Origin of the sequence: Billgrantia ethanolica (assembly GCF_021404305.1) — a bacterium.
Taxonomy (GTDB): domain Bacteria; phylum Pseudomonadota; class Gammaproteobacteria; order Pseudomonadales; family Halomonadaceae; genus Halomonas; species Halomonas ethanolica.
The window spans coordinates 15,447-41,921 of record NZ_JABFTX010000002.1 but is presented as its reverse complement, the minus strand read 5'-3'; the positions used below and the strand labels follow the sequence as shown (position 1 = coordinate 41,921).

38 protein-coding genes are annotated in these 26,475 nt (G+C 62.6%); 2 read left to right on the top strand and 36 right to left on the bottom strand.

What is annotated here, in order from left to right:
• Nucleotides 1-14 precede the first annotated feature (14 nt).
• Nucleotides 15-1,232 carry a beta-ketoacyl-ACP synthase I gene (gene fabB / locus HOP53_RS09035; RefSeq protein WP_234269742.1) on the top strand — a complete coding sequence of 406 codons (1,218 nt, stop codon included), beginning with the start codon at nucleotides 15-17 and terminating at the stop codon, nucleotides 1,230-1,232.
• A 70-nt stretch (nucleotides 1,233-1,302) separates the two neighbouring features.
• Here fabB and HOP53_RS09030 read toward each other — a convergent pair whose 3' ends face one another.
• The 4 genes from HOP53_RS09030 to HOP53_RS09015 form a co-directional block, all read right to left on the bottom strand.
• Nucleotides 1,303-2,061: a lysophospholipid acyltransferase family protein gene (locus HOP53_RS09030; RefSeq protein WP_234269741.1), complete on the bottom strand. Its 759-nt coding sequence runs from the start codon at nucleotides 2,059-2,061 to the stop codon at nucleotides 1,303-1,305.
• A complete protein-coding gene (locus HOP53_RS09025) occupies nucleotides 2,058-2,948 on the bottom strand; it encodes a sugar nucleotide-binding protein (RefSeq protein ID WP_234269740.1) in 891 nt (296 codons plus the stop codon). The genes HOP53_RS09030 and HOP53_RS09025 overlap by 4 nt, the downstream gene beginning before the upstream one ends.
• A 31-nt stretch (nucleotides 2,949-2,979) precedes the next feature.
• Nucleotides 2,980-3,621, bottom strand: a complete 642-nt coding sequence (locus tag HOP53_RS09020) for a single-stranded DNA-binding protein (protein WP_234269739.1) — start codon at nucleotides 3,619-3,621, stop codon at nucleotides 2,980-2,982.
• A gap of 74 nt (nucleotides 3,622-3,695) precedes the next feature.
• A complete protein-coding gene (locus HOP53_RS09015; RefSeq protein WP_234269738.1) occupies nucleotides 3,696-5,084 on the bottom strand; it encodes an MFS transporter in 1,389 nt (462 codons plus the stop codon).
• 165 nt (nucleotides 5,085-5,249) lie between these two features.
• Between HOP53_RS09015 and uvrA the strand changes: the two genes are divergently transcribed.
• A complete protein-coding gene (gene uvrA, locus HOP53_RS09010; protein WP_234269737.1) occupies nucleotides 5,250-8,111 on the top strand; it encodes an excinuclease ABC subunit UvrA in 2,862 nt (953 codons plus the stop codon).
• A gap of 95 nt (nucleotides 8,112-8,206) precedes the next feature.
• Here the strand turns inward: uvrA and rplQ are convergent, their stop codons facing one another.
• The 32 genes from rplQ to rpsL form a co-directional block, all read right to left on the bottom strand.
• On the bottom strand, nucleotides 8,207-8,602 hold the full coding sequence (gene rplQ, locus HOP53_RS09005; RefSeq protein WP_234269736.1) for a 50S ribosomal protein L17: 396 nt from the start codon (nucleotides 8,600-8,602) through the stop codon (nucleotides 8,207-8,209).
• Nucleotides 8,603-8,641: 39 nt separating this feature from the next.
• Nucleotides 8,642-9,640, bottom strand: a complete 999-nt coding sequence (locus tag HOP53_RS09000) for a DNA-directed RNA polymerase subunit alpha (RefSeq protein WP_010626490.1) — start codon at nucleotides 9,638-9,640, stop codon at nucleotides 8,642-8,644.
• Between the two features lie 82 nt (nucleotides 9,641-9,722).
• Nucleotides 9,723-10,343: a 30S ribosomal protein S4 gene (rpsD, locus tag HOP53_RS08995; protein ID WP_010626489.1), complete on the bottom strand. Its 621-nt coding sequence runs from the start codon at nucleotides 10,341-10,343 to the stop codon at nucleotides 9,723-9,725.
• A 12-nt stretch (nucleotides 10,344-10,355) separates the two neighbouring features.
• Nucleotides 10,356-10,742, bottom strand: a complete 387-nt coding sequence (rpsK, locus tag HOP53_RS08990) for a 30S ribosomal protein S11 (RefSeq protein WP_010626488.1) — start codon at nucleotides 10,740-10,742, stop codon at nucleotides 10,356-10,358.
• Between the two features lie 39 nt (nucleotides 10,743-10,781).
• A complete protein-coding gene (gene rpsM, locus HOP53_RS08985; RefSeq protein WP_010626487.1) occupies nucleotides 10,782-11,138 on the bottom strand; it encodes a 30S ribosomal protein S13 in 357 nt (118 codons plus the stop codon).
• Between the two features lie 122 nt (nucleotides 11,139-11,260).
• Complete coding sequence (rpmJ, locus tag HOP53_RS08980; RefSeq protein ID WP_009099023.1) at nucleotides 11,261-11,374, bottom strand: 50S ribosomal protein L36; 114 nt, start codon at nucleotides 11,372-11,374, stop codon at nucleotides 11,261-11,263.
• A 50-nt stretch (nucleotides 11,375-11,424) separates the two neighbouring features.
• The gene (secY, locus tag HOP53_RS08975) at nucleotides 11,425-12,756 is read right to left on the bottom strand and encodes a preprotein translocase subunit SecY (RefSeq protein ID WP_026037871.1); all 1,332 of its coding nucleotides are present in this window, start codon (nucleotides 12,754-12,756) and stop codon (nucleotides 11,425-11,427) included.
• Nucleotides 12,757-13,191, bottom strand: coding sequence for a 50S ribosomal protein L15 (gene rplO / locus HOP53_RS08970; protein WP_234269735.1), 435 nt, complete (start codon nucleotides 13,189-13,191; stop codon nucleotides 12,757-12,759).
• A 3-nt stretch (nucleotides 13,192-13,194) separates the two neighbouring features.
• Entirely contained in the window at nucleotides 13,195-13,377 is a 183-nt protein-coding gene (rpmD, locus tag HOP53_RS08965; RefSeq protein ID WP_010626484.1) for a 50S ribosomal protein L30, read from the bottom strand.
• Between the two features lie 5 nt (nucleotides 13,378-13,382).
• Nucleotides 13,383-13,883 carry a 30S ribosomal protein S5 gene (gene rpsE, locus HOP53_RS08960; RefSeq protein WP_010626483.1) on the bottom strand — a complete coding sequence of 167 codons (501 nt, stop codon included), beginning with the start codon at nucleotides 13,881-13,883 and terminating at the stop codon, nucleotides 13,383-13,385.
• A gap of 11 nt (nucleotides 13,884-13,894) precedes the next feature.
• Nucleotides 13,895-14,245 (bottom strand): 50S ribosomal protein L18, encoded by a 351-nt coding sequence (gene rplR, locus HOP53_RS08955; RefSeq protein ID WP_086507998.1) that lies wholly within the window; start codon nucleotides 14,243-14,245, stop codon nucleotides 13,895-13,897.
• A 9-nt stretch (nucleotides 14,246-14,254) separates the two neighbouring features.
• Nucleotides 14,255-14,785: a 50S ribosomal protein L6 gene (gene rplF, locus HOP53_RS08950; RefSeq protein WP_010626481.1), complete on the bottom strand. Its 531-nt coding sequence runs from the start codon at nucleotides 14,783-14,785 to the stop codon at nucleotides 14,255-14,257.
• A 9-nt stretch (nucleotides 14,786-14,794) separates the two neighbouring features.
• Nucleotides 14,795-15,187: a 30S ribosomal protein S8 gene (rpsH, locus tag HOP53_RS08945; protein ID WP_010626480.1), complete on the bottom strand. Its 393-nt coding sequence runs from the start codon at nucleotides 15,185-15,187 to the stop codon at nucleotides 14,795-14,797.
• Nucleotides 15,188-15,219: 32 nt separating this feature from the next.
• Entirely contained in the window at nucleotides 15,220-15,525 is a 306-nt protein-coding gene (gene rpsN, locus HOP53_RS08940; protein WP_010626479.1) for a 30S ribosomal protein S14, read from the bottom strand.
• A gap of 10 nt (nucleotides 15,526-15,535) precedes the next feature.
• A complete protein-coding gene (rplE, locus tag HOP53_RS08935; protein WP_010626478.1) occupies nucleotides 15,536-16,075 on the bottom strand; it encodes a 50S ribosomal protein L5 in 540 nt (179 codons plus the stop codon).
• A gap of 18 nt (nucleotides 16,076-16,093) precedes the next feature.
• Nucleotides 16,094-16,411, bottom strand: coding sequence for a 50S ribosomal protein L24 (rplX, locus tag HOP53_RS08930; RefSeq protein ID WP_086507996.1), 318 nt, complete (start codon nucleotides 16,409-16,411; stop codon nucleotides 16,094-16,096).
• Between the two features lie 14 nt (nucleotides 16,412-16,425).
• Nucleotides 16,426-16,797 carry a 50S ribosomal protein L14 gene (gene rplN / locus HOP53_RS08925; protein WP_010626476.1) on the bottom strand — a complete coding sequence of 124 codons (372 nt, stop codon included), beginning with the start codon at nucleotides 16,795-16,797 and terminating at the stop codon, nucleotides 16,426-16,428.
• A 39-nt stretch (nucleotides 16,798-16,836) separates the two neighbouring features.
• Nucleotides 16,837-17,097: a 30S ribosomal protein S17 gene (gene rpsQ, locus HOP53_RS08920; RefSeq protein WP_010626475.1), complete on the bottom strand. Its 261-nt coding sequence runs from the start codon at nucleotides 17,095-17,097 to the stop codon at nucleotides 16,837-16,839.
• A 1-nt stretch (nucleotide 17,098) separates the two neighbouring features.
• Nucleotides 17,099-17,290 (bottom strand): 50S ribosomal protein L29, encoded by a 192-nt coding sequence (rpmC, locus tag HOP53_RS08915; protein WP_010626474.1) that lies wholly within the window; start codon nucleotides 17,288-17,290, stop codon nucleotides 17,099-17,101.
• Nucleotides 17,290-17,703 (bottom strand): 50S ribosomal protein L16, encoded by a 414-nt coding sequence (gene rplP / locus HOP53_RS08910; protein ID WP_010626473.1) that lies wholly within the window; start codon nucleotides 17,701-17,703, stop codon nucleotides 17,290-17,292. Before rplP ends, rpmC begins: the two co-directional genes overlap by 1 nt.
• A gap of 15 nt (nucleotides 17,704-17,718) precedes the next feature.
• On the bottom strand, nucleotides 17,719-18,420 hold the full coding sequence (rpsC, locus tag HOP53_RS08905; protein ID WP_086507995.1) for a 30S ribosomal protein S3: 702 nt from the start codon (nucleotides 18,418-18,420) through the stop codon (nucleotides 17,719-17,721).
• Nucleotides 18,421-18,431: 11 nt separating this feature from the next.
• Complete coding sequence (gene rplV, locus HOP53_RS08900) at nucleotides 18,432-18,764, bottom strand: 50S ribosomal protein L22 (protein ID WP_010626471.1); 333 nt, start codon at nucleotides 18,762-18,764, stop codon at nucleotides 18,432-18,434.
• An 18-nt stretch (nucleotides 18,765-18,782) separates the two neighbouring features.
• The gene (rpsS, locus tag HOP53_RS08895) at nucleotides 18,783-19,058 is read right to left on the bottom strand and encodes a 30S ribosomal protein S19 (RefSeq protein WP_009098993.1); all 276 of its coding nucleotides are present in this window, start codon (nucleotides 19,056-19,058) and stop codon (nucleotides 18,783-18,785) included.
• A 22-nt stretch (nucleotides 19,059-19,080) separates the two neighbouring features.
• A complete protein-coding gene (gene rplB, locus HOP53_RS08890) occupies nucleotides 19,081-19,908 on the bottom strand; it encodes a 50S ribosomal protein L2 (protein WP_234269734.1) in 828 nt (275 codons plus the stop codon).
• A 17-nt stretch (nucleotides 19,909-19,925) separates the two neighbouring features.
• The gene (rplW, locus tag HOP53_RS08885) at nucleotides 19,926-20,222 is read right to left on the bottom strand and encodes a 50S ribosomal protein L23 (RefSeq protein WP_010626469.1); all 297 of its coding nucleotides are present in this window, start codon (nucleotides 20,220-20,222) and stop codon (nucleotides 19,926-19,928) included.
• Entirely contained in the window at nucleotides 20,219-20,824 is a 606-nt protein-coding gene (gene rplD / locus HOP53_RS08880) for a 50S ribosomal protein L4 (protein WP_086507993.1), read from the bottom strand. Before rplD ends, rplW begins: the two co-directional genes overlap by 4 nt.
• A gap of 14 nt (nucleotides 20,825-20,838) precedes the next feature.
• Nucleotides 20,839-21,477, bottom strand: coding sequence for a 50S ribosomal protein L3 (gene rplC / locus HOP53_RS08875; protein WP_234269733.1), 639 nt, complete (start codon nucleotides 21,475-21,477; stop codon nucleotides 20,839-20,841).
• Nucleotides 21,478-21,627: 150 nt separating this feature from the next.
• The gene (rpsJ, locus tag HOP53_RS08870; protein ID WP_010626466.1) at nucleotides 21,628-21,939 is read right to left on the bottom strand and encodes a 30S ribosomal protein S10; all 312 of its coding nucleotides are present in this window, start codon (nucleotides 21,937-21,939) and stop codon (nucleotides 21,628-21,630) included.
• Nucleotides 21,940-22,103: 164 nt separating this feature from the next.
• Entirely contained in the window at nucleotides 22,104-23,297 is a 1,194-nt protein-coding gene (gene tuf / locus HOP53_RS08865; protein WP_234269732.1) for an elongation factor Tu, read from the bottom strand.
• A 30-nt stretch (nucleotides 23,298-23,327) separates the two neighbouring features.
• The gene (gene fusA / locus HOP53_RS08860; RefSeq protein WP_234269731.1) at nucleotides 23,328-25,448 is read right to left on the bottom strand and encodes an elongation factor G; all 2,121 of its coding nucleotides are present in this window, start codon (nucleotides 25,446-25,448) and stop codon (nucleotides 23,328-23,330) included.
• Between the two features lie 45 nt (nucleotides 25,449-25,493).
• Nucleotides 25,494-25,964 (bottom strand): 30S ribosomal protein S7, encoded by a 471-nt coding sequence (rpsG, locus tag HOP53_RS08855; RefSeq protein WP_234269730.1) that lies wholly within the window; start codon nucleotides 25,962-25,964, stop codon nucleotides 25,494-25,496.
• 125 nt (nucleotides 25,965-26,089) lie between these two features.
• The gene (rpsL, locus tag HOP53_RS08850) at nucleotides 26,090-26,464 is read right to left on the bottom strand and encodes a 30S ribosomal protein S12 (protein ID WP_010626462.1); all 375 of its coding nucleotides are present in this window, start codon (nucleotides 26,462-26,464) and stop codon (nucleotides 26,090-26,092) included.
• Between the last annotated feature and the right edge of the window lie 11 nt (nucleotides 26,465-26,475).

The following is a 26,475-nucleotide window of genomic DNA, read 5'->3' as shown; positions in this document are numbered from 1 at the left end:
TACAGGAGGCTTCCATGCGACGAGTGGTAGTCACCGGCCTGGGCATCGTATCCTGCCTTGGCAACGACCCGCAGGCGGTCGTCGAGGCGCTCCGGAATGGGCGCTCGGGCATTCGCTTCAAGGAGGAGTACGCTGAACTTGGCTTTCGCAGCCATGTCGCCGGGGTCGTGGACATCGATCTCGACGCCTTGATCGACCGCAAGCTGCGCCGCTTCATGGGCGATGCCGCGGCCTACGCCTATGTCAGCATGGCACAGGCCATCGAGGACGCCGGACTCACCCCCGAGCAGGTATCGAACGAGCGCACCGGTCTCATCGCCGGCTCAGGCGGCGCGTCGAGCGCCAACCAGGTCGAGGCGGCCGACGTCATGCGCGAGAAGGGCCTGCGCCGGGTCGGCCCCTACCGGGTCACCCGCACCATGGGCAGCACCGTCTCGGCGTGTCTTGCCACGCCGTTCAAGATCAAGGGGGTCAACTACTCGATCTCCTCCGCCTGCGCAACCTCGGCTCACTGCATCGGCAACGCCATGGAGCAGATCCAACTGGGCAAGCAGGACATCGTCTTCGCCGGCGGCGGGGAAGAAGAGCACTGGACCCTGTCGTGCCTGTTCGATGCCATGGGCGCGCTCTCCACCCATTACAACGAGACGCCCGAGAAGGCCTCACGCCCCTATGACAAGGCCCGCGACGGCTTCGTCATCGCCGGTGGCGGTGGCATGCTGGTGCTCGAGGAGCTCGAACACGCCAAGGCACGCGGGGCCAAGATCTATGCCGAACTGGTCGGCTACGGTGCCACCTCCGACGGTCACGACATGGTCGCCCCCTCCGGCGAGGGCGCGGTGCGCTGCATGCGTCAGGCCATGGCCACCGTCGACGGCCCCATCGACTACATCAACACCCACGGCACCTCCACGCCGGTGGGCGATGTGGCCGAACTCAAGGCCATCCGTGAGGTGTTCGGCGACTCCACGCCGCCCATGAGCTCCACCAAGTCGTTGACCGGCCACTCGCTGGGCGCCACCGGCGTGCAGGAGACCATCTACTCCCTGCTGATGATGGAGCGTGATTTCATCGCTGCCTCGGCAAACGTGGAGGAGCTCGACGACCAGGCGGCCGGCTTCGACATCGTGACCAGCCTGCGCGACGGAGTCAGCGTGGATCGCGTGCTCTCCAACAGCTTTGGCTTCGGCGGCACCAACGCCTGCCTGGTGCTGCAACGCTACCGCGACTGACCCAGACCGACGGCCAGGTCAACGCAAAAGGCGCCTCAAGGGGCGCCTTTTGCATGAATCAGGACAGCACTTAGTCGACGCTGACCCCCACGGCGGGCTTGGCATCGGCCGGGCGCGGCACTTCGGAAATCTCGGCCAGACGCGCCTCGATCCAGGCTTCGACTTCTTTCAGCACTTCGTCGGGCGTACGCCCTTCGGTCGCGATGGGCTCACCCACCACCACGTTGAGCAACCCCGGATTCTTCACCCACTGACGCCCCGGCCAGCGCTCGCCGGCATTGTGCGCCACCGGCACCACCGGCACACCGGCACGACAGGCGATGACGGCACCGCTTTTGTTGTAACGCCGACGCTGGCCCGGATCCACACGAGTGCCCTCGGGAAAGATCAACACCGACAGCCCCTCCTGCAGGCGCGCCACCCCCTGGCTCAGCACCTGGCGCATGGCCCGCGCCGGCTTCGAGCGGTCGAGCGCGATGGGATGCAACAGCCTGAGCCCCCAGCCGAATAGCGGTATACGCAGCAGCTCCTGCTTGAGTACCGTGCATACCGGGGGTTTGAGAATCTGCAGGAAAATGGTCTCCCACTCGCACTGATGATTGGCCAGGATCACGCAGGGTCCGTCGGGAAGATGTTCACGGCCGCGAACTCGATAGCGCACACCGCAGGTCCAGCGAAACCAGGCGGTCAGAAAATGGTTGTAGAGATTGAGCAGGCGATAGCGTGCCGGCAGCGCCAGCAGCGGGGCCACAGGCAGCAACAGCGCACCGAAGACCAGGATGGCGAAAAAGTAGCCAAAGTAGAACAGCAGGCTGCGCAGCACATTCATGAGGTCGTGCCGCCCTCTTCGATCCGGCTGGCACGGCGCGCCTGGCACCACTCGTCGAGCAGGCGCCCCACCTCCAGACGCCAGGGTTTCTGATGCACGCCGAACGCCTCCAGCACCCGTCGACAGTTGAGCACTCGCCGCAGCGGCTGGTCATGATGATGCTTGAGCGCCTTCACCTCACCCAGCGCGATCTGCTCCCCCAATCCCTCGAGACGGGTAGACAGCTGGGTGCGCACCATGGTGGTGAAGGTATAGGCGCTGACCGGCTCCGTGCCTGCCAGGTGGTAGGCGCCCCAGGCGTTCGAGCCACAGGCCAGCTGATGCAGCATGCCGACCAGCGCCATGGCCACGGCGTCGGCGGCAGTGGGACAAAAGATCACGTCCTGCGCAGCGCGCACCTCTTCTCCGCTGACCAGACTGTCGATCACCCCGCTGAGCCAGGCATGCCCGCCCTCCAGGGCGAACAATGGCCCCAGCCGCACGATCAGATGGCGCGGATGGCCGGCACGGATGCGATCGCCGATGGCGATCAGGCGGCGCAGGCTCTCGTCCCGTGGCGCCGGTATCACATGCTCGTCGATGGGCGTTTCGAAGCCGTCCTGATAGAGCTGGTCGGAAACGCACCAGACCAGCGGCGTATCGGTCTCGCGGCACGCTGCCAGGCAGGCGTCCACCCCCTCGCCATGCGCCACGACGGCGGCCGGCTCGATTTCCATCGGTGCCGAGAGCGGCGGAATGATCACCGCCGCCGGGGCCACCTCGCGCAGCAGGGCGGCATCGATGTTCAAACCGGGCTCGATGACGAGCTCGGTGTCGCTACGCCGATGCGCCAGCCTGGCCAGCGCCAGGTTGAGGCAGTGACCGGCATCCAATACCAACAGCTTCACGATAGCCTCCGGCAGCCTGCGACGGGCAGCGTCAGAACGGGATCTCGTCGTCGAAATCGTCGAAGCTGCCCGGGTCGGGGGCACCGTAGTTGTTCTGCTTTTGACCGCCCTGCTGAGGCTGACCACCCTGCGGAGGCTGGCCGCCCTGTGCCGGGCGCTGCTGGGGCTGGCCACCGCCGTAGCCGCCCTGCTGGGGCGCATTGTTGCCGAAGCCGCCACCTTGGGCCGGCGGGGCGCCATAGCCGCCCTGCTGCTGCATGGGCGCGCCCTGAGGCGCCCCGTAGCCGCCCTGCTGCTGTGGCATGCCGGCGCCCGGCTGACCGCCGAAGTCGCCGCTACGGGTATCGAGCATCTGCATGTCGTTACAGACGATCTCGGTGGTATAGCGGTCCTGACCGTCCTGACCCTGCCACTTGCGCGTCTGCAGGCGTCCTTCGAGATAGACCCGAGAGCCCTTCTTCAGATACTGCTGGGCAATCTCGGCCAGGCGGTTGAACAGCACCACCGAATGCCACTCGGTACGCTCCTGGCGCTGGCCGCTTTGCTTGTCGGTCCAGGTGTCGGTAGTGGCGACACGCAGGTTGGCGACGGGACTGCCGGACGGCATGAAGCGCACCTCGGGATCCTGCCCCAGGTTGCCGATGAGTATGACCTTGTTGACACCACGGGCCATGCTGGACTCCCTCTATCAAATGAATATGTGCATTGTAATGGAACGGCCTACCGGAGCTGCGCTCGAGCGACAGACTAGCCGCCCCGGTCGCGACCCGAGCGGATCAGGCGCGCCAGGGCATCCTCGTCGAGGCGGCGCCGATCCACCTTAAGATACGCCACTCGCTCCTCGGGAACGACCATGACGTCCTCAACGCCGGCCACCTCGGCAAAGCTGGCCATCAGCGTGTCGAGGGCATCTCCGTGCTCGTCGTCGTCGAGCGCCACCACCTCGCTGGACAGATGCGGCACTGCGGGCATGCCCAGCATCAGCAGCCACCAGACGCCGACCAGCGTGGCGCTACCGGCGAACACCGCCGACAGCCCCCACTGCTGAGCCAGAAAGCCCCCCAGCACGCCACCGAAGAAGGCACCCAGGAACTGACTGGTGGAGTAGACACCCATTGCCGTGCCCTTGGCCCCGGCCGGCGCCAGCTTGCTCAACATCGAAGGCAGCATCGCCTCCAGCAGGTTGAACGCGACGAAGAATAGCAGCAGCCAGGCGAACAGCGCCCAGCCACCACCGAAGACGGCCAGCCCGAGCAGGCTTGCACCGATCGCCGCGATCGCCGTCAGACTCATGCCGCGCATGCGCTGGCGCTTCTCGGCGATGACCACCAGCGGCACCATGCCGACAAAGGCCAGCGCCATGATGCCGAGATAGGTCAGACCATGACGCTCGGCCTCGATGCCTGCCTCGACCAGGCTAAACGGTACGGCAACGAATATCGCCATCAGCACCAGGTGCAGGGCGAAGATCGACAGGTCCAGCCGCCACAGATCAGCGCGGGTAAGAATGGCGCTCAGCTGGCGGCGGTCCATGCCGACGTCGCGATGGCGCAGCCGACGTGGCGCCGGCGGTACCAGCTTCCACAATACCACCAGCCCCAGCGCGGCAAGCAGGGCGGTGAACCAGAATACCGAAGACAGACCGAACGTCGCGGCCAGCCAGGGGCCCAGCACCATGGCCACGGCGAAGGCCACGCCGATGGAAAGACCGATGGTGGCCATGGCCGCGGTGCGCACCTGTTCACGGGTCTGATCGGCCAGCAGCGCCATGATTGCCGCCGCCACCGCCCCGCTGCCCTGCAGGCAGCGCCCCAGGATCACTCCGCCGATGGTATCGGCATTGGCCGCCACCACACTGCCGATCACGAACAGCAGCAGCCCGGCAGCGATCACCGGCTTGCGTCCCAGGCGGTCGGAGAGCAGGCCGAAGGGGATCTGCAACAGCGCCTGGGTCAGGCCGTACACGCCCAGTGCCAACCCCACCAGCAGGGGCGTGGCGCCGGCCAGTTCGTCGGCGTACAGCGCCAGTACCGGCAGCACCATGAACAGCCCCAGCATGCGCGTGGCATACAGACCGGCCAGGCCGGTAATGGCTCGCCGTTCGGAGGCTAGCAGCAGTCCAGAGAGCTTGCGCATAGGGAGTCAGACGATTCCATGGGTAGGCGGGCCGAGGCCCTCAAGATGAACCGACTATTCTAACGATTCCGGCCCGCACAGGAAACGTTCCGACCAGCGGCGCTTTGGCGCGTATTGCGTCGCAGGCGTATAATCGAGGTTTTGCCAGCGCGCCATGAGGTGGGAATGGACAGGATCGTGGTCAGGGGTGCACGCACCCACAACCTCAAGCAGATCGACGTCGAGCTGCCCCGCGACAGCCTGATCGTGGTCACCGGGCTATCCGGCTCGGGCAAGTCGTCGCTGGCCTTCGACACGCTTTACGCCGAGGGCCAGCGGCGCTACGTGGAGTCGCTCTCCACCTATGCTCGCCAGTTCCTGTCGATGATGGAGAAGCCTGACGTCGACCACATCGAGGGACTGTCGCCGGCGATCTCCATCGAGCAGAAGTCCACTTCCCATAATCCGCGCTCCACGGTCGGCACCATCACCGAGATCTATGACTACCTGCGCCTGCTGTTCGCCCGCGCCGGCACCCCGCGCTGCCCCGAACACGGCGAGGAGCTCGAGGCCAGCACCATCTCGCAGATGGTCGATCAGGTGCTGGCTTTGCCCGAGGGCAGCAAGCTGATGCTGCTGGCGCCGGTGGTCAAGGGCCGCAAGGGCGAGCACCTGCAGCTGCTCGCCGAGCTGCGCGCCCAGGGCTTCGTGCGCGTGATGGTCGACGGCCAGGCGCTGGAGCTCGATGACATCGCCCCGCTGGACAAGAACAAAAAGCACGACATCAGCGTGGTGGTGGATCGCATCAAGGTGCGCGAGGGGCTCCAGCAGCGCCTGGCGGAGTCGTTCGAGACGGCGCTCAACCTGGCCGACGGCATCGCCGTTGTGCACTTCATGGACGGCGAGGCCGAGGACATCACCTTCTCGGCGCGCTTCGCCTGCCCGGTGTGCGGCTATGCCATCGCCGAGCTCGAACCGCGCATGTTCTCGTTCAACAACCCGGCCGGCGCCTGCCCCACCTGCGACGGCCTGGGCGTACAGCAAGTGTTCGACCCCGACAAGCTGATCAGCCACCCGGAGCTGTCCCTGGCCGAGGGGGTAATCAAGGGCTGGGACCGGCGCAGCGTCTACTACTTCAGCCAGCTGCAGGCGGTGGCCGATCACTATCGCTTCACCCTCGAGACGCCGTGGCAGGATCTGGCCCGCCACGAGAAGGACCTGATTCTCTACGGCAGCGGCGACGACGAGATCGCCTTCAGCTACGTCAACGACCGCGGCCGCCGCGTGACCCGTGAGCACCCCTTCGAGGGCGTGCTGCCCAACATGCAGCGGCGCTACCGCGAGACCGAATCGAGCATGGTCCGCGAGGAGCTGGCGCGCTACATCGCCGACCGCCCCTGCCCCAGCTGTCAAGGCTCACGCCTGCGCAAGGAGTCCCGCCACGTCTTCATCGACGAGCACACCCTGCCGCAGATCGTGCAGCTGCCGATCGGCGAGGCCTGGGACTACTTCCAGCGCCTGACCCTGCCGGGGCGCAAGGGCGAGATTGCCCAGAAGGTGATCAACGAGATCCACGCCCGATTGGAGTTCCTGGTCAACGTTGGCCTCGACTATCTCAACCTGGAGCGCAGCGCCGAGACCCTCTCCGGCGGCGAGGCCCAGCGCATTCGCCTGGCCAGCCAGATCGGCGCCGGCCTGGTGGGCGTGATGTACATCCTCGACGAGCCCTCCATCGGCCTGCACCAGCGCGACAACGACCGCTTGCTCAAGACGCTGATTCACCTGCGCGACCTGGGCAACACGGTGATCGTGGTGGAGCACGACGAAGATGCCATCCGTGCCGCCGACCACGTGCTCGACATCGGCCCCGGCGCCGGCGTACACGGCGGACGTATCGTCGCCCAGGGCACGCCGGAAGCGGTGATGGCCAGCGACCACTCGCTCACCGGCCAATACCTGTCGGGCAAGCGCCGTATCGAGGTGCCCAAGTGGCGCATCCCCGGCAACCCGGAGAAGCAGCTGCGCCTGACCGGCGCCCACGGCAATAATCTGCGCAATGTCAGCCTGACCCTGCCGCTGGGGCTGTTCATCTGCGTCACCGGGGTCTCCGGCTCGGGCAAGTCGACGCTGATCAACTCGACCCTGATGCCGATTGCCGCCCGTGAGCTCAATCACGCCACCACCCTGACCGCTGCGCCTTATGAAGACATCGAAGGCCTCGACCAGCTCGACAAGGTGATCGACATCGATCAGAGCCCCATCGGGCGTACGCCGCGCTCCAACCCGGCCACCTATACCGGCATCTTCACGCCGATCCGCGAACTCTTCGCCGGCACCCAGGAGGCACGCTCGCGCGGCTACAAGCCGGGGCGCTTCTCGTTCAACGTCAAGGGCGGACGCTGCGAGGCGTGCCAGGGCGAAGGCATGATCAAGGTCGAGATGCACTTCCTGCCCGACATCTACGTGCCCTGCGACGTGTGCAAGGGCAAGCGCTACAACCGCGAGACGCTGGAGATCGAATACAAGGGCAAGAGCATCGACGAGGTGCTCGAGATGACCGTGGAGGAAGCGCTGGAGTTCTTCAGCCCGGTGCCGGCCATCGCCCGTCGCCTGCAGACCCTGCTCGACGTCGGGCTCTCCTACATCCGCCTGGGCCAGAGCGCCACCACGCTCTCCGGCGGCGAGGCCCAGCGCGTCAAGCTAGCCCGCGAACTGGCCAAGCGCGACACCGGCAAGACGCTCTACATCCTCGACGAGCCCACCACCGGGCTGCACTTCGAGGACATTCGCCAGTTGCTCGCCGTGCTCCACCGCCTGCGCGACCACGGCAACACCATCGTGGTGATCGAGCACAACCTCGACGTGATCAAGACCGCCGACTGGATCGTCGATCTCGGCCCCGAAGGCGGCTCCGGCGGCGGGCGCATCATCGCCGAGGGCACCCCGGAGCAGGTCGCCGAGATGGAAGTCTCCCACACCGGGCGCTTCCTCAAGCCATTGCTGGAGCGCGCCAGGAGCCAACCGGCCGAGCTGGCGACGTCCAAATAGCACCGCTGCGGCCAAAAAAAAACCCGGCTTCGTGAGAAGCCGGGTTTTTCGTTGCTAGCGCTACAGCATTGCCGGGCCAGGCCCGCCGCCGGGGATCACTCCTCGGTAGCGGCTTCCTCGACCTCCTCGACGACCGGACGGTCAACGAGTTCGACGAAGGCCATGGGGGCGTTGTCGCCGGTGCGGAAACCGCACTTGAGAATACGGACGTAACCGCCCGGACGCTCGACGTAACGCGGACCCAGCTCGTTGAAGAGCTTGCCGACCGCCTCCTTGGAGCGGGTACGGCTGAAGGCCAGACGACGGTTGGCGACGCTGTCCTGCTTGGCCAGGGTGATCAGCGGCTCGATGACGCGACGCAGCTCCTTGGCCTTGGGCAGGGTTGTCTTGATCACTTCGTGCTCGATCAGCGACACGCTCATGTTCTTGAACATGGCCTGACGATGCGAGCTGGTGCGATTCAGGTGACGACCACTCTTACGATGACGCATGGTTGCAATTCCTTACCAAACTGGGACTCGAGTCGACGCTCACGCAGAGGCCTTGTCGTCCTTCAGGCTCGCCGGCGGCCAGTTCTCCAGCCGCATGCCGAGGGAAAGACCGCGAGCAGCCAACACGTCCTTGATTTCGTTCAAAGACTTCTTGCCGAGATTCGGCGTCTTGAGCAGCTCGACTTCGGTGCGCTGAATCAAGTCGCCGATATAGTAGATGTTCTCGGCCTTCAGGCAGTTGGCACTGCGGACGGTCAACTCGAGATCGTCTACGGGGCGCAGCAGGATCGGATCGACGTGATCCTCTTCCTCCTCGATCTCCTGCTCCTTGTCGGCTTCCAGGTCGACGAACGCTGCCAGCTGCTCCTGCAGGATGGTGGCGCTGCGACGGATGGCCTCTTCCGGATCCAGGGTGCCGTCGGTTTCCAGGTCGATGATCAGCTTGTCCAGGTCGGTACGCTGCTCGACACGTGCGGCATCGACGGCGTACGAGACGCGACGCACGGGGCTGAAGGTGGCATCCAGCTGCAGGCGACCGATGGCACGCGACTCATCGTCGGCGCCGACACGAGCATCAGCCGGCTCATAGCCACGACCACGAGCGATCTTGAGCTGCATCTTGAGCTCGGCACCCTCGTTGACGTGAGCGATGACGTGCTCCGGATTGACGATCTCGACGTCGTGATCGAGGACGATGTCGCCCGCGGTCACCACGGCCGGGCCCTGCTTGTTCAGCGAGAGCACTGCCTCGTCGCGACTGTGCATGCGGATGGCCACGTCCTTGAGGTTCAGGAGAATCTCGATGACGTCTTCCTGAACACCCTCGATCGCGCTGTACTCATGCTCGACACCCGCAATCTCGACTTCTACCACGGCACAGCCGGGCATGGACGAGAGCAGAATGCGACGCAGCGCATTGCCCAGGGTATGGCCAAAGCCACGCTCGAACGGCTCGAGCACGATCTTCGCGTGATGCGCGCTGATCTCTTCGACCTTGATATCGCGCGGACGGAGAAACTCTGTCACTGAACGCTGCATAACTACACCTTTGAGGCTGCCTAACGGTTACTCGGTACTCGCTGCCGGCCCCGAAGGGCCGGCGCGACGCGGTCAGCGACGCTTACTTCGAGTACAGCTCGACGATCAGGTTTTCGTTGATGTCGGCCGACAGATCGCCGCGCTCCGGGATAGCCTTGAAGGTGCCTTCCATCTTCTTCGCGTCGACCTCGATCCAGGCGACGTCGCCACGGTTGGCAGCGATGGAGAGAGCACTCTGGATGCGCGCCTGGTTCTTCGCCTTCTCGCGAACGGAAACCACGTCACCGGGCTTGACCTGATAGGAAGCCACGTTGACGGTGCGGCCGTTGACCGCGATCGCCTTGTGGCTCACCAGCTGGCGTGCCTCGGAACGAGTGGAGCCGAAGCCCATGCGGTAGACGACGTTGTCCAGTCGGGATTCGAGCAGCTGCAGCAGGACTTCGCCGGTGGCGCCGGAGCGACGGGCGGCCTCCTTGTAGTAGCTGCGGAACTGCTTTTCGAGTACGCCGTAGATACGACGCACTTTCTGCTTCTCGCGAAGCTGCAAGCCGTAGTCGGAAAGACGCTGACGGCGCTGGCCGTGCACACCCGGAATCTGCTCGGATTTGCACTTCTTCTCGAAGGGAGTCACACCACTCTTGAGGAAGAGGTCGGTGCCTTCACGACGAGACAGTTTGCACTTCGGTCCAATATAACGAGCCATGAATCTGTCTCCTTAAACGCGGCGTTTCTTCGGCGGACGGCAGCCATTGTGGGGAATGGGCGTCGCGTCAGTGATGCTCTGCACGCGGAAGCCAGCGGCGCTCAGGGCGCGCACGGCGGATTCACGGCCAGGACCGGGGCCCTTGACCAGCACGTCGACGTTTTTCACACCATACTCGGCTGCAGCGGTCGCTGCACGTTCGCTTGCCACTTGAGCAGCGAACGGGGTGCTCTTGCGAGAACCACGAAAACCCGAACCACCGGCAGTTGCCCAGGAGAGAGCATTGCCCTGGCGGTCTGTGATCGTCACGATCGTGTTGTTAAAAGAGGCGTGGATGTGCGCAACGGCGTCCACTACCTGCTTTTTAACCTTTTTACGGTTGCTACGCGGGTTAGCCATGTTGATGTCTATTCCTGTCTTTACGCCAGAACGTGCGTGTTACTTGCGGATCGGCTTACGCGGGCCCTTACGGGTACGCGCGTTAGTCTTGGTCCGCTGACCACGCAGCGGAAGACTACGACGATGACGCAGACCACGATAGCAACCCAGGTCCATGAGACGCTTGATGTTCAGCGTCACATCACGACGAAGGTCGCCTTCCACGGTGTACTTGCCAACCTCGGCACGCAGGGCATCAACCTCCTCAGAGGAGAGCTCCTGAATCTTGGTGGTCGGCGCGATGCCGGTAGCGGCACAGATTTCCTGTGCACGCGTGCGGCCAATCCCGAAGATATAGGTCAGCGAGATCGCCGCATGCTTGTTGTCCGGGATATTGACGCCTGCAATACGGGCCATCAGCTTTCTCCGAAATTTGAGCGGCTTGCTCGATTAGTTACTACAAAAGGCGCAACAGCATACCCCTTTACCCTCCTCAGGGCAAGGGGTATGCCGGCACCACTTATTCACAAACGCCAGAATCAACCCTGGCGCTGCTTGTGCCGCGGCTCGATGCAGATGACGCGAACCGCGCCATTGCGCCGAATGATCTTGCAGTTACGGCACATCTTCTTGACGGAAGCTCGAACTTTCATCGTTCCTTCTCCAAAATCGGCGCGGCGCGCCTTGTCACCGGCAGCGCCATTCAGCGCATGATGCCGCCGCTGCCATAGCCTTTCAGGTTGGACTTCTTCATCACCGACTCGTACTGGTGCGACATGAGATGCGACTGCACCTGGGCCATGAAGTCCATGATGACCACCACGATGATCAGCAGTGCGGTACCGCCAAAGAAGAACGGCACGTTCCACGCCACGATCAGGAACTGGGGCATCAGGGAAACCGCAGTGATGTACAGGGCGCCGCACAGGGTCAGACGGGTCATGACCTTGTCGACATAGCGAGCGGTCTGCTCACCAGGACGAATCCCCGGGAGGAAGGCCCCTGACTTCTTGAGGTTGTCAGCGACATCCTTGGGATTGAAGACCAGTGCTGTGTAAAAGAAGCAGAAGAATATCACCGCCGCGCCGAAAAGCAAGATGTACAGCGGCTGTCCCGGGCCCAGGGCCTGGGAGGCACGCTGCAACCACTCCATGCCGTCGCCCGCCCCGACCCACTGGCCGATGGAGGCAGGGAACAGCAGGATACTGGAAGCGAAGATCGGCGGAATCACGCCCGCCATGTTCACCTTCAGCGGCAGATAACTGCTCTGCCCGGCATACATCTTGTTGCCGACCTGACGCCGCGGATAGTTCACCGTGATACGGCGCTGGCCGCGCTCGATGAAGACCACGAAAGCCACGGTCGCCACGCCCAGCACGGAGAGAGCCAGCAGCGGCAGCACGTTCCACGCGCCTTCGTTGCGGGCCAGCTCGAACGCCTGCCCCACCGCACCCGGCAAGCCAGCGACGATACCGGCAAAGATCAGCAGCGAAATACCGTTGCCGATACCCTTCTCGGTGATCTGCTCGCCCAGCCACATCAGGAACACTGCACCCGACACGAAGGTGACGATGGCAGTGAAATAGAAGCTGAAGTCAGCGCTGTAGGCGATGCCCTGGCTGGCCAGACCCACCGACATGCCGGTGGCCTGGACGAAGGCCAGCAGCACGGTACCGTAGCGGGTGTACTGGCTGATCTTGCGGCGACCGGCCTCGCCCTCCTTCTTCAACTGCTCGAGGTGGGGCGAGACGGCGGTCAGCAGCTGCATGATGATCGACGCGGAGATGTAGGGCATGATACCCAGCGCCATGATACTCATGCGCTCCAGGGCACCACCCGAGAACATGTTGAACATGCCCAGGATGGTGCCCTGCTGCTCCCTGAACAAGGCAGCAAGCTGGTCAGGATTGATACCGGGAACGGGAATATGGGCACCGATACGGTACACCACGATGGCGAGGAGCACGAAGCGCAGACGCGCCCACAGTTCACTCAGACCGCTGCCCATCGCCGGCATGTTTCCTGACTTGGCCATTTAGTCCTCTACCTTGCCGCCGGCAGCTTCGATCGCGGCACGGGCACCCTTGGTGACCTTGACGCCGCGAACCGTGACCGCCTTGTTGACGTCGCCGGAAAGAATGATCTTCGCGTGCAGAGTCGCGTCCTTGAGCACGTTGGCCTGCTTCAGGGTCTCCAGAGTGACTTCATCACCCTCGACCTTGGCCAGCTCGCTCAGGCGCACCTCTTCGGAGACCAGCGACTTCATGGAAGTGAAGCCGAACTTGGGCAGGCGCCGCTGCAACGGCATCTGACCGCCCTCGAAACCGGGCTTCACGGTGCCGCCGCTGCGCGACTTCTGACCCTTGTGGCCACGGCCGCCGGTCTTGCCCAGACCGGAACCGATACCACGGCCGACGCGCTTCTCGGCGGGCTTGGAGCCCGGTGCCGGGCTCAGCGTGTTGAGTTTCATGGATTACTCTCCCTCTACCCGCACAAGGTAGTTGACCTTGTGGATCATGCCGCGCACGGCAGGGGTGTCTTCCAGCTCGACCGTATGACCGATGCGGCGCAGACCCAGGCCCTTCATGGTGGCCTTGTGCTTGGGCAGCGTGCCGATGGTGCTACGGATCTGGGTTACCTTGAGTGTGGCTGCCATGGTAGTTACCCCGTGATCGCTTCGACAGACAGACCGCGCTTGGCGGCGATGTCTTCCGGCGACTGCATGGAGGCGAGACCCTTGACGGTTGCGCGCACCACGTTGACCGGATTGGTGGAGCCGTAGCACTTGGCCAGGACGTCATGGACGCCGGCCAGCTCGAGCACGGAGCGCATGGCGCCGCCGGCGATGATCCCGGTACCTTCGGAGGCCGGCTGCATGTACACCTTGGAGGCGCCGTGACGCGCCTTGACCGGGTACTGCAGGGTGTGGCCCTTGAGGCTCACCTTGACCATGTTACGGCGCGCCTGGTCCATGGCCTTCTGGATCGCGACCGGCACTTCACGCGCCTTGCCACGACCGAAGCCGACACGACCATTGCCGTCGCCAACGACGGTCAGCGCGGTGAAGCCGAAAATACGACCACCCTTGACCACCTTGGCGACACGGTTGACCTGCACGAGCTTTTCCTGCAGGTCGCCGGTGTTCTGTTCGTTCTTCGCCATCGTAAAACCCTTTAGAATTCCAGGCCGCCTTCACGTGCGGCGTCGGCCAGGGCCTTGACGCGGCCGTGGTACTTGTAACCGGCACGATCGAAGGCCACCTGGGTGATGCCAGCCTGCTTGGCGCGTTCGGCAATCAGCGCACCCACCTTGGCGGCGGCGTCGGCATTGCCGGTCGCACCCGCACGCAGGTCCTTGTCCAGCGTGGAAGCGCTGGCCAGCACCTTGCCACCATCCGGCGAGATGATCTGCGCGTAGATGTGACGCGGGGTACGGTTGACGCACAGGCGATACACGCCCAGCTCGCGCATCTTGGCACGAGCGCGGCGGGCACGACGGAGACGAGATTCTTTCTTCGCGTTCATAACCCTGCCTTACTTCTTCTTGGCTTCTTTGCGACGCACCTGCTCGTCGGCGTAGCGCACACCCTTGCCCTTGTACGGCTCGGGCGGACGGAAGGCGCGGATCTCCGCAGCCACCTGACCGAGCATCTGCTTGTCCGCGCTTTTCAGCACGATCACGGTGTTCTTCGGCGTTTCCGCCGTAACACCCTTGGGCAGGGAGTACTCGACCGGGTGAGAGAAGCCCAGTGACAGATTCAGCGTCTGGCCACTTGCCTGGGCACGATAGCCGACGCCAACGATTTCGAGGGTCTTGGTAAAGCCCTCAGAGACGCCGGTGACCAGGTTCTGGACCAGAGCTCGTGTGGTACCGACCATGGCCCAGGACTTGGCGCTCTCGCTCGGTTTGAAGGTCAGCTGACCCTCTTCCTGAGCGATGACCACGTCCGGGTGAACGGTCAGCGACAGCGTGCCCTGACCGCCCTTGGCGGTCAGCTGGTCGCCGTCGAGTTTGACGTCGACGCCGGCGGGCACTTTAACCGGATATTTGGCTACGCGGGACATTCCAGACTCCTAGAATACGGTGCAGATGACTTCGCCACCGACGCCCGCCTGACGAGCGGCACGGTCGGTCATCACGCCCTTGGAGGTGGTGACGATCGCCACACCCATGCCATCCGCCACTTTGGGCAGTTCACTCTTGCCCTTGTACTGGCGCAGGGACGGCTTGGACACCCGCTGCAGGTGCTCGATGACCGGCTTGCCCTCGAAATACTTGAGGGTCACGGTCAGCTCGGGCTTGGTACCTTCAGCGACCGCGAAGTCGTTGATGTAACCCTCTTCCTTCAATACGCGGGCCACCTCGACCTTGAGCTTGGAGGACGGCATGGTGACCGTCTCCTTGGTGGCCATCTGCGCATTGCGGATACGGGTGAACATATCCGCCAGAGTATCTTGCATGCTCATTTACGTTGCGCTCCTGATGTTTCCGTGGCGGCTTACCAGCTGGACTTCTTCAGTCCAGGGACCTCGCCACGCATGGCGGCTTCACGCAGCTTGTTACGGCCGAGGCCGAACTTGTTGTAGTAGCCGTGCGGGCGACCAGTGATACGGCAGCGGTTACGCTGACGCACCGGGCTGGAGTCGCGCGGCAACTGCTGCAGCTTCAGCGTCGCCTCGAAGCGCTCTTCGTCGGAAGAATTCACGCTCTGGATGATCGCCTTGAGCTCGGCACGGCGGGCCGCATACTTCTCGACCAGCTTGGTGCGCTTGAGCTCGCGTTCAATCATGCTCTTCTTTGCCATGATCCCACCCTTATTTCTTGAACGGGAAGTTCAGCGCGCTCAGCAGCGCACGACCTTCCTCGTCGGTGTTGGCAGTAGTGGTGATGGTGACATCCAGACCACGAATCCGGTCGATCTTATCATATTCGATCTCCGGGAAGATGATCTGCTCACGCACACCCATGGAGTAGTTGCCGCGACCGTCGAAGGACTTCGGGTTGAGACCACGGAAGTCACGTACGCGGGGGATCGCGATGTTGACCAGACGATCGAGGAATTCCCACATGCGCTCGGAGCGCAGGGTCACCTTGATGCCGATCGGCCAACCTTCGCGCACCTTGAAGCCCGCGATGGACTTGCGTGCCTTGGTCACCAGCGGCTTTTGACCGGAGAGCTTCTCCAGGTCGCCGATGGCATTCTCGATCAGCTTCTTGTCGCTGGTCGCGTCACCGATGCCCATGTTGAGGGTCACCTTGGTGATCCGCGGCACCTGCATCACGTTGGCGTAGCTGAACTGCTCTTTGAGCTGAGCCACCACCTCGTTCTGATAACGTTCTTTCAAGTTCGCCATTTTGCTACCCGACTCGCGTTAGGCGTCGATCTGCGTCTGCGTCGACTTGTAGATACGTACCTTGGTACCGTCTTCCTTAACCTGGAAGCCGACGCGATCCGCCTTACCGGTCTCCGAGTTGAAGATCGCCACGTTGGACGCGTGAATCGGAGCCTCGCGCTCGACGATACCGCCCTGATTGCCCGCCATAGGATTGGGCTTGGTGTGACGCTTGATCATGTTCACACCGGACACGACGAAGCGTTCGTCCTTGAGGACGCGCTTGACGGTGCCGCGCTTGCCCTTGTCCTTGCCGGCGATGACGATCACTTCATCGTCACGTTTGATCTTTTGCATGTCCGCTTCGCTCCTTACAGCACTTCAGGCGCCAGGGAAATGATCTTCATGAACTTCTCGGTACGAAGCTCACGAGTCACCGGCCCGAAGATACGGGTGCCGATCGGCTGTTCGTTGGTGTTGTTCAACAGAACTGCCGCATTTCCATCGAAGCGGATCAGCGAGCCGTCGGAACGACGAACACCGCTGCGGGTGCGAACCACCACCGCCTTGAGGACCTGGCCTTTCTTGACCTTGCCACGCGGAATGGCTTCCTTCACCGTGACCTTGATGATGTCACCGACCCGCGCGTAGCGGCGGTGCGAACCGCCCAGCACCTTGATGCACTGCACCCGGCGCGCTCCGCTGTTGTCGGCGACATCCAGCATTGTCTGAGTCTGAATCATCGGTTTTCTCCAAACCTAATCTGACTGCTCTCGCCGAGCTCAGCCCCTGGCCTGCTCGATCACCTCGACCAGCGTCCAGGCCTTCTTCTTGGACAGCGGACGGCATTCCTGGATGGATACCGTATCACCGGCCTTGGCCTGGTTCGCCTCGTCATGGGCGTGCAGCTTGGTGGAGCGCTTGACGTACTTGCCATAGATCGGATGCCGCTCGCGGCGCTCGATCATGACGACGATGGACTTGTCCATCTTGTCGCTCACCACCTTGCCGGTGAGCGTACGGGCTTTCTTTTCTTCGGCCATCTCAGTCACCTGCCTTCTCGTTGAGCACAGTCTTCACCCGGGCGATGTCCCGACGAACCTGCTTGAGCAGATGAGTCTGGCTGAGCTGGCCGGTGGCCTTCTGCATGCGCAGGTTGAACTGCTCGCGGAGGAGTTCGAAGAGCTGCTCCTGGAGCTGCTCGACTGACTTTTCACGAATTTCCTGGGCTTTCATCACATCACCGTCCGTTTCACAAAGGTGGTGGACACGGGCATCTTCTGAGCGGCCAGGGTGAAGGCCTCGCGGGCCAGCTCCTCGGACACGCCTTCGATTTCATACAGGACCCGACCCGGCTGGATCTGTGCGACCCAGTACTCGACGGAGCCCTTACCCTTACCCATACGGACTTCGAGTGGCTTCTTGGAAATCGGCTTGTCAGGGAAGACGCGGATCCAGATCTTGCCGCCACGCTTGACGTGACGGGTGATCGCACGACGGCCGGCTTCGATCTGGCGCGCCGTGATGCGGCCGCGACCGGTTGCCTTCAGGCCGTATTCCCCGAAGCTGATCTTGCTTCCGCGATGCGCCAGGCCACGGTTGCGGCCTTTCATCATCTTGCGGAATTTCATGCGCTTGGGCTGTAACATCGATTCGCTCTCCCCTTACCTGGAACCTTTCTTCTTGGAGGGCGCGGCCTGCGGCTGTTGCTTGGCCTTGGCGCGGACCTCTTCGATGCCCCCGAGGATTTCACCCTTGAAGACCCAAACCTTGACACCGATGATGCCGTAGGTGGTTTTTGCTTCGTAGGTGGCGTAATCGATGTCCGCACGCAGGGTGTGAAGCGGTACGCGACCTTCGCGGTACCACTCGGTACGCGCGATCTCGGCACCACCCAGGCGACCTGACAGCATCACCTTGATACCACCCGCACCCAGGCGCATGGCGTTCTGTACGGAACGCTTCATGGCGCGACGGAACATGACGCGACGCTCGAGCTGGCCGGCGATGTTCTGCGCGACGAGCTTGGCGTCCAGCTCCGGCTTGCGGACCTCTTCGATGTTGACGTGCACGGGCACGCCCATCATCGCGGTGACGTCGCGACGCAGCTTGTCGACGTCCTCACCCTTCTTGCCAATCACGATGCCCGGACGGGCAGTGTGAATGGTGATACGGGCATTGTTGGCCGGACGCTCGATAGTGATCTTGCTCACGGAAGCGTTCTTCAGACGCTCCTCGAGGAAGCGACGCACTTCGAGGTCGTTGTTCAGCTTGTCGGCATAAGCACCGCGCTCGGCATACCACACCGAGGTGTGGTCCTTGACGATACCCAGCCGAATACCTGTCGGATTGACTTTCTGACCCATCTGGTCGACTCCTACTTCTCGGCTACCTTGACGGTGATGTGGCACGTGCGCTTCAGGATGCGATCCGCGCGACCCTTGGCCCGCGGCTTGATGCGCTTGAGCGTCATGCCCTCATCGACGCAGATGGTCGAGACACGCAGCTCGTCGATATCCATGCCGTTGTTTTCTTCCGCATTCGCGATGGCGGACTGCAGCACTTTCTTGACCAGCTTGGCAGCCTTCTTCGGTGAGAAGGTCAGCAGGTCGAGCGCCTCGGCGACAGGCTTACCGCGCACCTGGTCAGCCACCAAACGGGCCTTCTGGGCGGATAAACGAGCGCCACGCAGCTTAGCTGTGACTTCCATCTCTCAATCCTCTCTGGCTTACCGTTTGGCTTTCTTGTCCGCCGCATGACCGCGATAGGTGCGGGTGGCAGCGAATTCGCCCAGCTTGTGGCCAACCATTTCCTCGGAGACGTGCACCGGGACGTGTTGGCGACCGTTATGGACAGCAATGGTGAGCCCGACCATGTTCGGCAGGATCATGGAACGACGCGACCAGGTCTTGATCGGTTTGCGGTCGTTCTTCTCCACTGCAGCCTCAACCTTCTTCAGCAGATGAAGGTCGATAAAAGGACCTTTCTTCAGTGAACGTGGCACAGCCGTTACCTCTTAGTGTCTGTTACTTGGCCTTGCGGCGGCGAACGATCAGCGCATCAGTGCGCTTGTTCTTGCGGGTCTTGTGGCCCTTGGTGGGCACACCCCACGGCGTAACCGGATGACGACCACCGCTGGTGCGGCCTTCACCGCCACCGTGCGGGTGATCCACCGGGTTCATCGCGACACCGCGAACGGTCGGACGCACGCCTCTCCAGCGCTTTGCACCGGCCTTGCCAAGTTGACGCAGGCTGTGCTCAGAATTGCTCACTTCACCCAGGGTCGCACGGCAGTCGGCCAGCACCTTGCGCATCTCGCCGGAGCGCAGACGCAGGGTGGCATAGCTGCCTTCACGAGCGACCAACTGGGCGCTGGTACCGGCACTGCGAGCGATCTGGGCGCCCTTGCCGGGCTTGAGCTCGATGCAGTGAACGGTGGAACCCAGCGGGATGTTGCGCAGCGGAAGGGTGTTGCCCTTCTTGATTGCTGCATTCACGCCGGACTCGAGCTTGTCGCCAGCACTCACGCCCTTGGGCGCGATGATGTAACGACGCTCGCCGTCCAGGTACTTCAGCAGCGCGATGTGGGCGCTACGGTTGGGATCGTACTCGAGGCGCTCGACGATGGCAGGAATGCCATCCTTGGTGCGCTTGAAGTCGACGATCCGGTAATGCTGACGGTGACCACCGCCCACGTGGCGGGTGGTGATGCGACCGTTGTTGTTACGTCCACCGCTGCGCGACTGCTTTTCCAGCAGCGGCGCGTAGGGCTTGCCCTTGTGCAGGTCTTCGCTGACGACCTTGACGACGTGGCGACGACCGGCGGATGTGGGTTTTGTCTTGACGATTGCCATGATCCGTACTCCTGCCCTTATTCGGCGCCAGTGAAGTCTTCGAGCGTTTCACCAGCTGCCAGGGTCACGTACGCCTTGCGGTAACCCTGACGGCGGCCCAGACCGTGCGCGCTGCGCTTGGTCTTGCCCTTCATGTTCAGCACCTGGACGCGGTCGACCTTCTTGCCAAACAGCACCTGAACGGCCTGCTTGATTTCGGGCTTGGTCGCGTCGCTGGCCACCTTGAACACATACTGGTTGCGCTCGGCGGCGAAAGCGGCCTTCTCGGTCACGTGCGGACCAAGCAGAACCTTGAATACGCGCTCCTGGTTCATGCCAGCTTCTCCTCGAATTTACGCAGAGCAGAGACGGTGACCAGCACCTTGTCGAAGGCGATCAGGCTCACCGGATCGGCAGCAGCCACGTCCACCACATCCACGTTGGGGATGTTGCGGGCGGCCAGATAGAGCTTCTCGTCGACTTCCTCGGTGACGATCAGCGCCTTCTCCAGACCCAGCTCGTTGAGCTTGGCCACCAGCTGCTTGGTCTTCGGTGCATCGACGGTAAACTCGTCGATGGCGATCAGACGCTCCTGGCGCACCAGCTCGGACAGGATGGAACGCATCGCGGCGCGATACATCTTGCGGTTGACCTTCTGCGAGTGATCCTGCGGACGGGCCGCGAAGGTCACACCACCGCTGCGCCACAGCGGCGAACGGATGGTACCGGCGCGAGCGCGACCGGTGCCCTTCTGACGCCACGGCTTCTTGCCACCGCCGCGAACGTCGGAACGGGTCTTCTGAGCACGGGTGCCCTGGCGACCACCGGCCAGATAGGCGGTGACGACCTGGTGAACCAGCGCCTCGTTGAATTCTTTGCCAAAGGTGGCGTCGGCGACTTCGACAGTACCCGCGCCTGCAGCAAGATTCAGATTCATCGGATCTCTCCCCTTCAGCCAGCTTTGACGGCGCTGCGAACGATGACGTCGCTGCCGGTAGCACCGGGCACGGCACCCTTGATCAACAGCAGGTTGCGCTCGGCATCGACCCGCACGACTTCGAGGCTCTGGACGGTACAGCGGACGTTGCCCATCTGACCGGCCATCTTCTTGCCCTTGAAGACGCGACCCGGAGTCTGACACATACCGATGGAACCCGGCGCACGATGCGACAGGGAGTTGCCGTGGGTGGCATCCTGGGTACGGAAATTCCAGCGCTTGACGGCGCCCTGGAAGCCCTTGCCCTTGGAGGTGCCGGTCACGTCGACCTTCTGACCAGCTTCGAAGAGGGATACGGTGAGTTCGCCGCCCACATCCGGAGCTTCCTCACCTTCAGCGAGGCGGAACTCCATCAGCGAACGACCGGCCTCGATACCTGCCTTGGCGTACTGACCTGCCTGAGCCTTGGTGAGGTGCTTGGCCTTGCGGGAGCCGGTTGTGACCTGAATCGCCGCATAGCCGTCGGACTCGATGGTCCGCACGCTGGCGACACGATTCGGCTCAACCTCGATCACGGTTACGGGCACGGAAGCGCCATCTTCGGTAAAGACACGGGTCATGCCGGCCTTTCTACCGAGCAAACCGATAGTCATTCTCAGTCTCCTTTAGTGTACGGGGCTATCACCCGCTATGGCTGCCCTTTCCAGAGCATTCCACTAGCACGTTGTATGACGCCATCACGGCGTGGCGGCTGCTGCTCTCACTCACTTGAAAGAGCGCTGGGCCGCGGGTGTCTAGTGTGGTTAGTCGAGCTTGATCTGAACGTCCACGCCGGCGGCGAGGTCGAGCTTCATCAGGGCGTCGACGGTCTTTTCGGTCGGCTCGACGATATCGAGCACACGCTTGTGAGTGCGAATCTCGTACTGGTCACGCGCGTCTTTGTTGACGTGCGGCGAGATCAGCACGGTATAGCGCTCACGATTGGTCGGCAGCGGGATCGGACCGCGCACCTGAGCACCAGTACGCTTGGCGGTATCAACGATCTCCGCGGCGGACTGGTCGATCAGGCGATGGTCGAATGCCTTCAACCGAATGCGAATCTTCTGGTTCTGCATTTGCCCTAAACTCCAATGGATGTCGACGGCGCCAGCCGCCTACCCACGCATTCAAAGGATGCGCATTATATGCACGCCGGATGCGAGAGTCAAACACTCTGCATCAGGTGCGCAGAAAGGGGGCTCCTCGCGGAGCCCCCTTCGATCAGTCAGTAGCCCAGGGCTTACTGAACGATCTTGGCCACGACGCCGGCGCCGACGGTACGGCCGCCTTCACGGATGGCGAAACGCAGACCTTCGTCCATGGCGATCGGAGCGATCAGGGTGATAACCATCTTGACGTTGTCGCCCGGCATGACCATCTCGACGCCTTCCGGCAGCTCACAGGTACCGGTGACGTCAGTGGTACGGAAGTAGAACTGCGGACGATAGCCCTTGAAGAACGGGGTGTGACGACCACCTTCTTCCTTGGACAGTACGTAGACTTCGGCTTCGAAGACGGTGTGCGGGTTGATGGAACCCGGCTTGGCCAGCACCTGACCACGCTCGACTTCGTCACGCTTGGTGCCGCGCAGCAGGGCGCCGACGTTCTCACCGGCACGACCTTCGTCGAGCAGCTTGCGGAACATCTCGACACCGGTAACGGTAGTCTTGGTGGTGTCCTTGATACCGACGATCTCGACTTCTTCGCCAGCCTTGACGATGCCGCGCTCGATACGACCGGTCACCACGGTGCCGCGACCGGAGATGGAGAACACGTCTTCGATCGGCATCAGGAACGGCTGATCGATGGCACGCTCCGGCTCCGGAATGTAGTCGTCCAGCGCCTTGATCAGGTTGGCAACGGCGGTGGTGCCCATGCCGTTCTCGTCTTCGCCGTTCAGCGCCATCAGCGCAGACCCGGTGATGATCGGAGTGTCGTCACCCGGGAAGTCGTACTCGTTCAGGAGCTCACGAACTTCCATCTCGACCAGCTCGAGCAGCTCTTCGTCGTCGACCATGTCGGCCTTGTTCAGGAACACGACGATGTACGGAACGCCAACCTGACGAGACAGCAGGATGTGCTCGCGAGTCTGCGGCATGGGGCCGTCGGCAGCGGAACAGACCAGGATGGCGCCGTCCATCTGAGCAGCACCGGTGATCATGTTCTTGACGTAGTCGGCGTGCCCCGGGCAGTCGACGTGAGCGTAGTGACGCTTCTCGGACTGGTACTCGACGTGCGAGGTAGCGATGGTGATACCACGCTCACGCTCTTCCGGAGCGTTGTCGATGGAGTCGAACTGACGCCATTCACCGCCGAAAACCTCAGCAGAAACGCGAGTCAGGGCCGCAGTCAGAGTGGTCTTGCCGTGGTCGACGTGACCGATGGTGCCGACGTTGACGTGCGGTTTGGAACGTTCGAATTTTTCCTTAGCCACTTCGATAACCTCTTTAACGTTTGCTAGCGGTTAGCCTTTCTGGTTGATGACGGCTTCAACGATGCTGGAGGGCGCCTCTTCGTACTTCGCGAACTCCATAACGTAGCTCGCACGACCCTGGGTCTGAGAACGCAGATCGGTTGCATAACCGAACATCTCGCCCAGAGGCACCATCGCGCGGATGATCTTGCCGGAGGAAGAGTCATCCATGCCTTGCACCAGACCGCGGCGACGGTTCAGGTCGCCCATGACGTCACCCATGAAATCCTCGGGGGTCACGACTTCGACCTTCATCACCGGTTCCAGCAGCACGGCCTTGGCCTTGCGGGCCCCTTCCTTGACAGCCATGGAAGAGGCGACCTTGAACGCGTTCTCGTTCGAGTCCACGTCATGGTAGGAGCCATCGTACAGCGTGACCTTGACGTCGATCATCGGGTAACCCGCGATGACACCGTTCTGCAGCTGCTCGTAGGCCCCTTTCTCGACGGCACCCACGTACTCCTTGGGTACCACACCGCCGACGATCTCGGAAGCGAACTTGAAGTGCATCTCTTCGTCTTCGCCCTTGTCCGCCTCGGTGAGCGGCTCGATGCGCAGCCAGACATGACCGTACTGGCCACGACCGCCTGACTGACGCACGAACTTGCCTTCCTGCTCGACCTTACCGCGAATGGTTTCGCGGTAAGCCACCTGCGGCTTGCCGATGTTGGCCTCGACCTTGAACTCGCGACGCATGCGGTCGACGATGATGTCGAGGTGCAGCTCGCCCATACCAGAGATGATGGTCTGACCGGTCTCTTCGTCGGTCTTGACGCGGAATGACGGATCTTCCTGGGCCAGTTTGCCCAGCGCCACGCCCATCTTCTCCTGGTCGGCCTTGGACTTCGGCTCTACGGCCACCGAGATGACCGGCTCCGGGAATTCCATGCGCTCGAGAATGATCTTGTTCTCCAGGTCGCACAGGGTGTCACCGGTGGTGACGTCCTTCAAGCCGATGCAGGCGGCGATGTCGCCGGCCAGAATTTCCTTGATCTCTTCGCGGGAGTTGGCATGCATCTGCACGATACGACCAACGCGCTCTTTCTTCTGCTTGACCGAGTTATAGACGCTGTCGCCCGACTTCAGCACGCCCGAGTAGACGCGAATGAAGGTCAGGGTACCGACGAAGGGATCGGTGGCGATCTTGAATGCCAGGGCGGCAAAAGGAGCACTGTCGTCCGCTTCACGCGTGGCGACGGTGCCATCCTTGTCGTCCAGCTCACCCTCGATGGCCTTGACCTCGGCTGGAGACGGCATGTACTCGATCACGGCGTCGAGCACCGCCTGCACGCCCTTGTTCTTGAACGCGGAGCCGCAGGTGACCAGCACGATTTCGTTGTCCAGAGTGCGACGACGCAGACCGGCCTTGATCTCCTCCTTGGTGAGCTCACCCTCTTCGAGGTACTTGTCCATCAGCTCTTCGGAGGCTTCGGCAGCGGCTTCGACCATCTGCTCGCGATACTCCTCGGCCGTCTCCTGGAGCTCGGCGGGAATGTCGACGAGCTCGTAGCTCATGCCCTGGTCGGCTTCGTTCCAAAGGATCGCCTTCATCTCGATCAGATCGATGACGCCCTTGAACTCGTCCTCGGTGCCCCAGTTGATCTGGATCGGCACGGCGTTGGCGTTCAGGCGCTCCTTGAGCTGCTTCACGACCATGAAGAAGTCGGCGCCGGTACGGTCCATCTTGTTGACGAACACCATGCGCGGCACTTCGTACTTGTTGGCCTGGCGCCAGACGGTCTCGGTCTGGGGCTGAACGCCGGAGCTGCCGCACAGCACCACGACGGCGCCATCGAGCACGCGCAGGGAGCGCTCGACTTCGATGGTGAAGTCGACGTGCCCAGGGGTGTCGATGATGTTGATGCGATGCTCGTCGAACTGCTGGTTCATGCCCTTCCAGAAGGTCGTCACAGCAGCGGAGGTAATGGTGATACCGCGCTCCTGCTCCTGCTCCATCCAGTCGGTGGTCGCCGCACCGTCATGCACCTCACCCAGCTTGTGAGACAAGCCGGTGTAGAACAGTACACGCTCGGTGGTTGTGGTCTTGCCCGCGTCGACGTGGGCACAGATCCCGATGTTGCGATAGCGGTTGAGAGGTGTCTTGCGTGCCACGGTGAAACTCCCCGTTGGTTGGCGATGCGTTGAGAGGCGCTGCGCTTAGAAACGGTAGTGCGAGAACGCCTTGTTGGCCTCGGCCATGCGATGCACGTCTTCACGCTTCTTGACCGCGGAGCCCTTGCCTTCGGCGGCATCGAGCATTTCGCCGGCAAGGCGCTGCACCATGGTCTTTTCACCGCGCTTGCGCGCCGCATCCACCAACCAGCGCATGGCCAGCGCCTGGCGACGCGAGGGACGAACTTCCACGGGCACCTGATAGGTCGCACCGCCAACGCGGCGGGACTTGACCTCGACCATCGGCTGAATGGCTTCCAGCGCGCGATCGAAGACCTCCAGCGGCTCTTCCTTACTACGCTCGGCAACCGTGTCCAGCGCACCGTAGACGATACGCTCAGCTGTGGACTTCTTGCCGCTGACCATCAGGTGGTTCATGAACTTGGCCAGGCGCTCGCTTCCGAACTTGGGATCCGGCAGGATCTCGCGCTTGGCAACAACTCTTCTTCTAGGCATGACAAGCCCTCTATCGAAGGGTCTTTCAGGCAAACCCGGAACTCCCGCACGCTCATCTCGAACCCGCGACGCCCGACCTTACTCTTATCAGACCGAAATTGATTCTGGTAACGTCTCGAGGCCGATCAGGACTTCGGACGCTTGGTGCCGTACTTGGAACGGCCCTGCTTACGGTTCTGCACGCCGGAGGTGTCGAGGGCGCCGCGCACGGTGTGGTAACGCACACCCGGCAAGTCCTTGACACGGCCGCCGCGGATCAGCACGACAGAGTGTTCCTGAAGGTTGTGACCTTCACCGCCGATGTAGGACGAAACTTCGAACCCGTTGGTCAGGCGCACACGGCAGACCTTACGCAGGGCCGAGTTCGGCTTCTTCGGGGTAGTGGTATAGACGCGGGTGCAGACACCGCGCTTCTGCGGACAGGCCTGCAGCGCCGGCACGTCGCTCTTGGCGGCGGGGCGCTTGCGCGGCTTGCGCACGAGCTGGTTGATCGTTGCCATGTTGTGTAGCT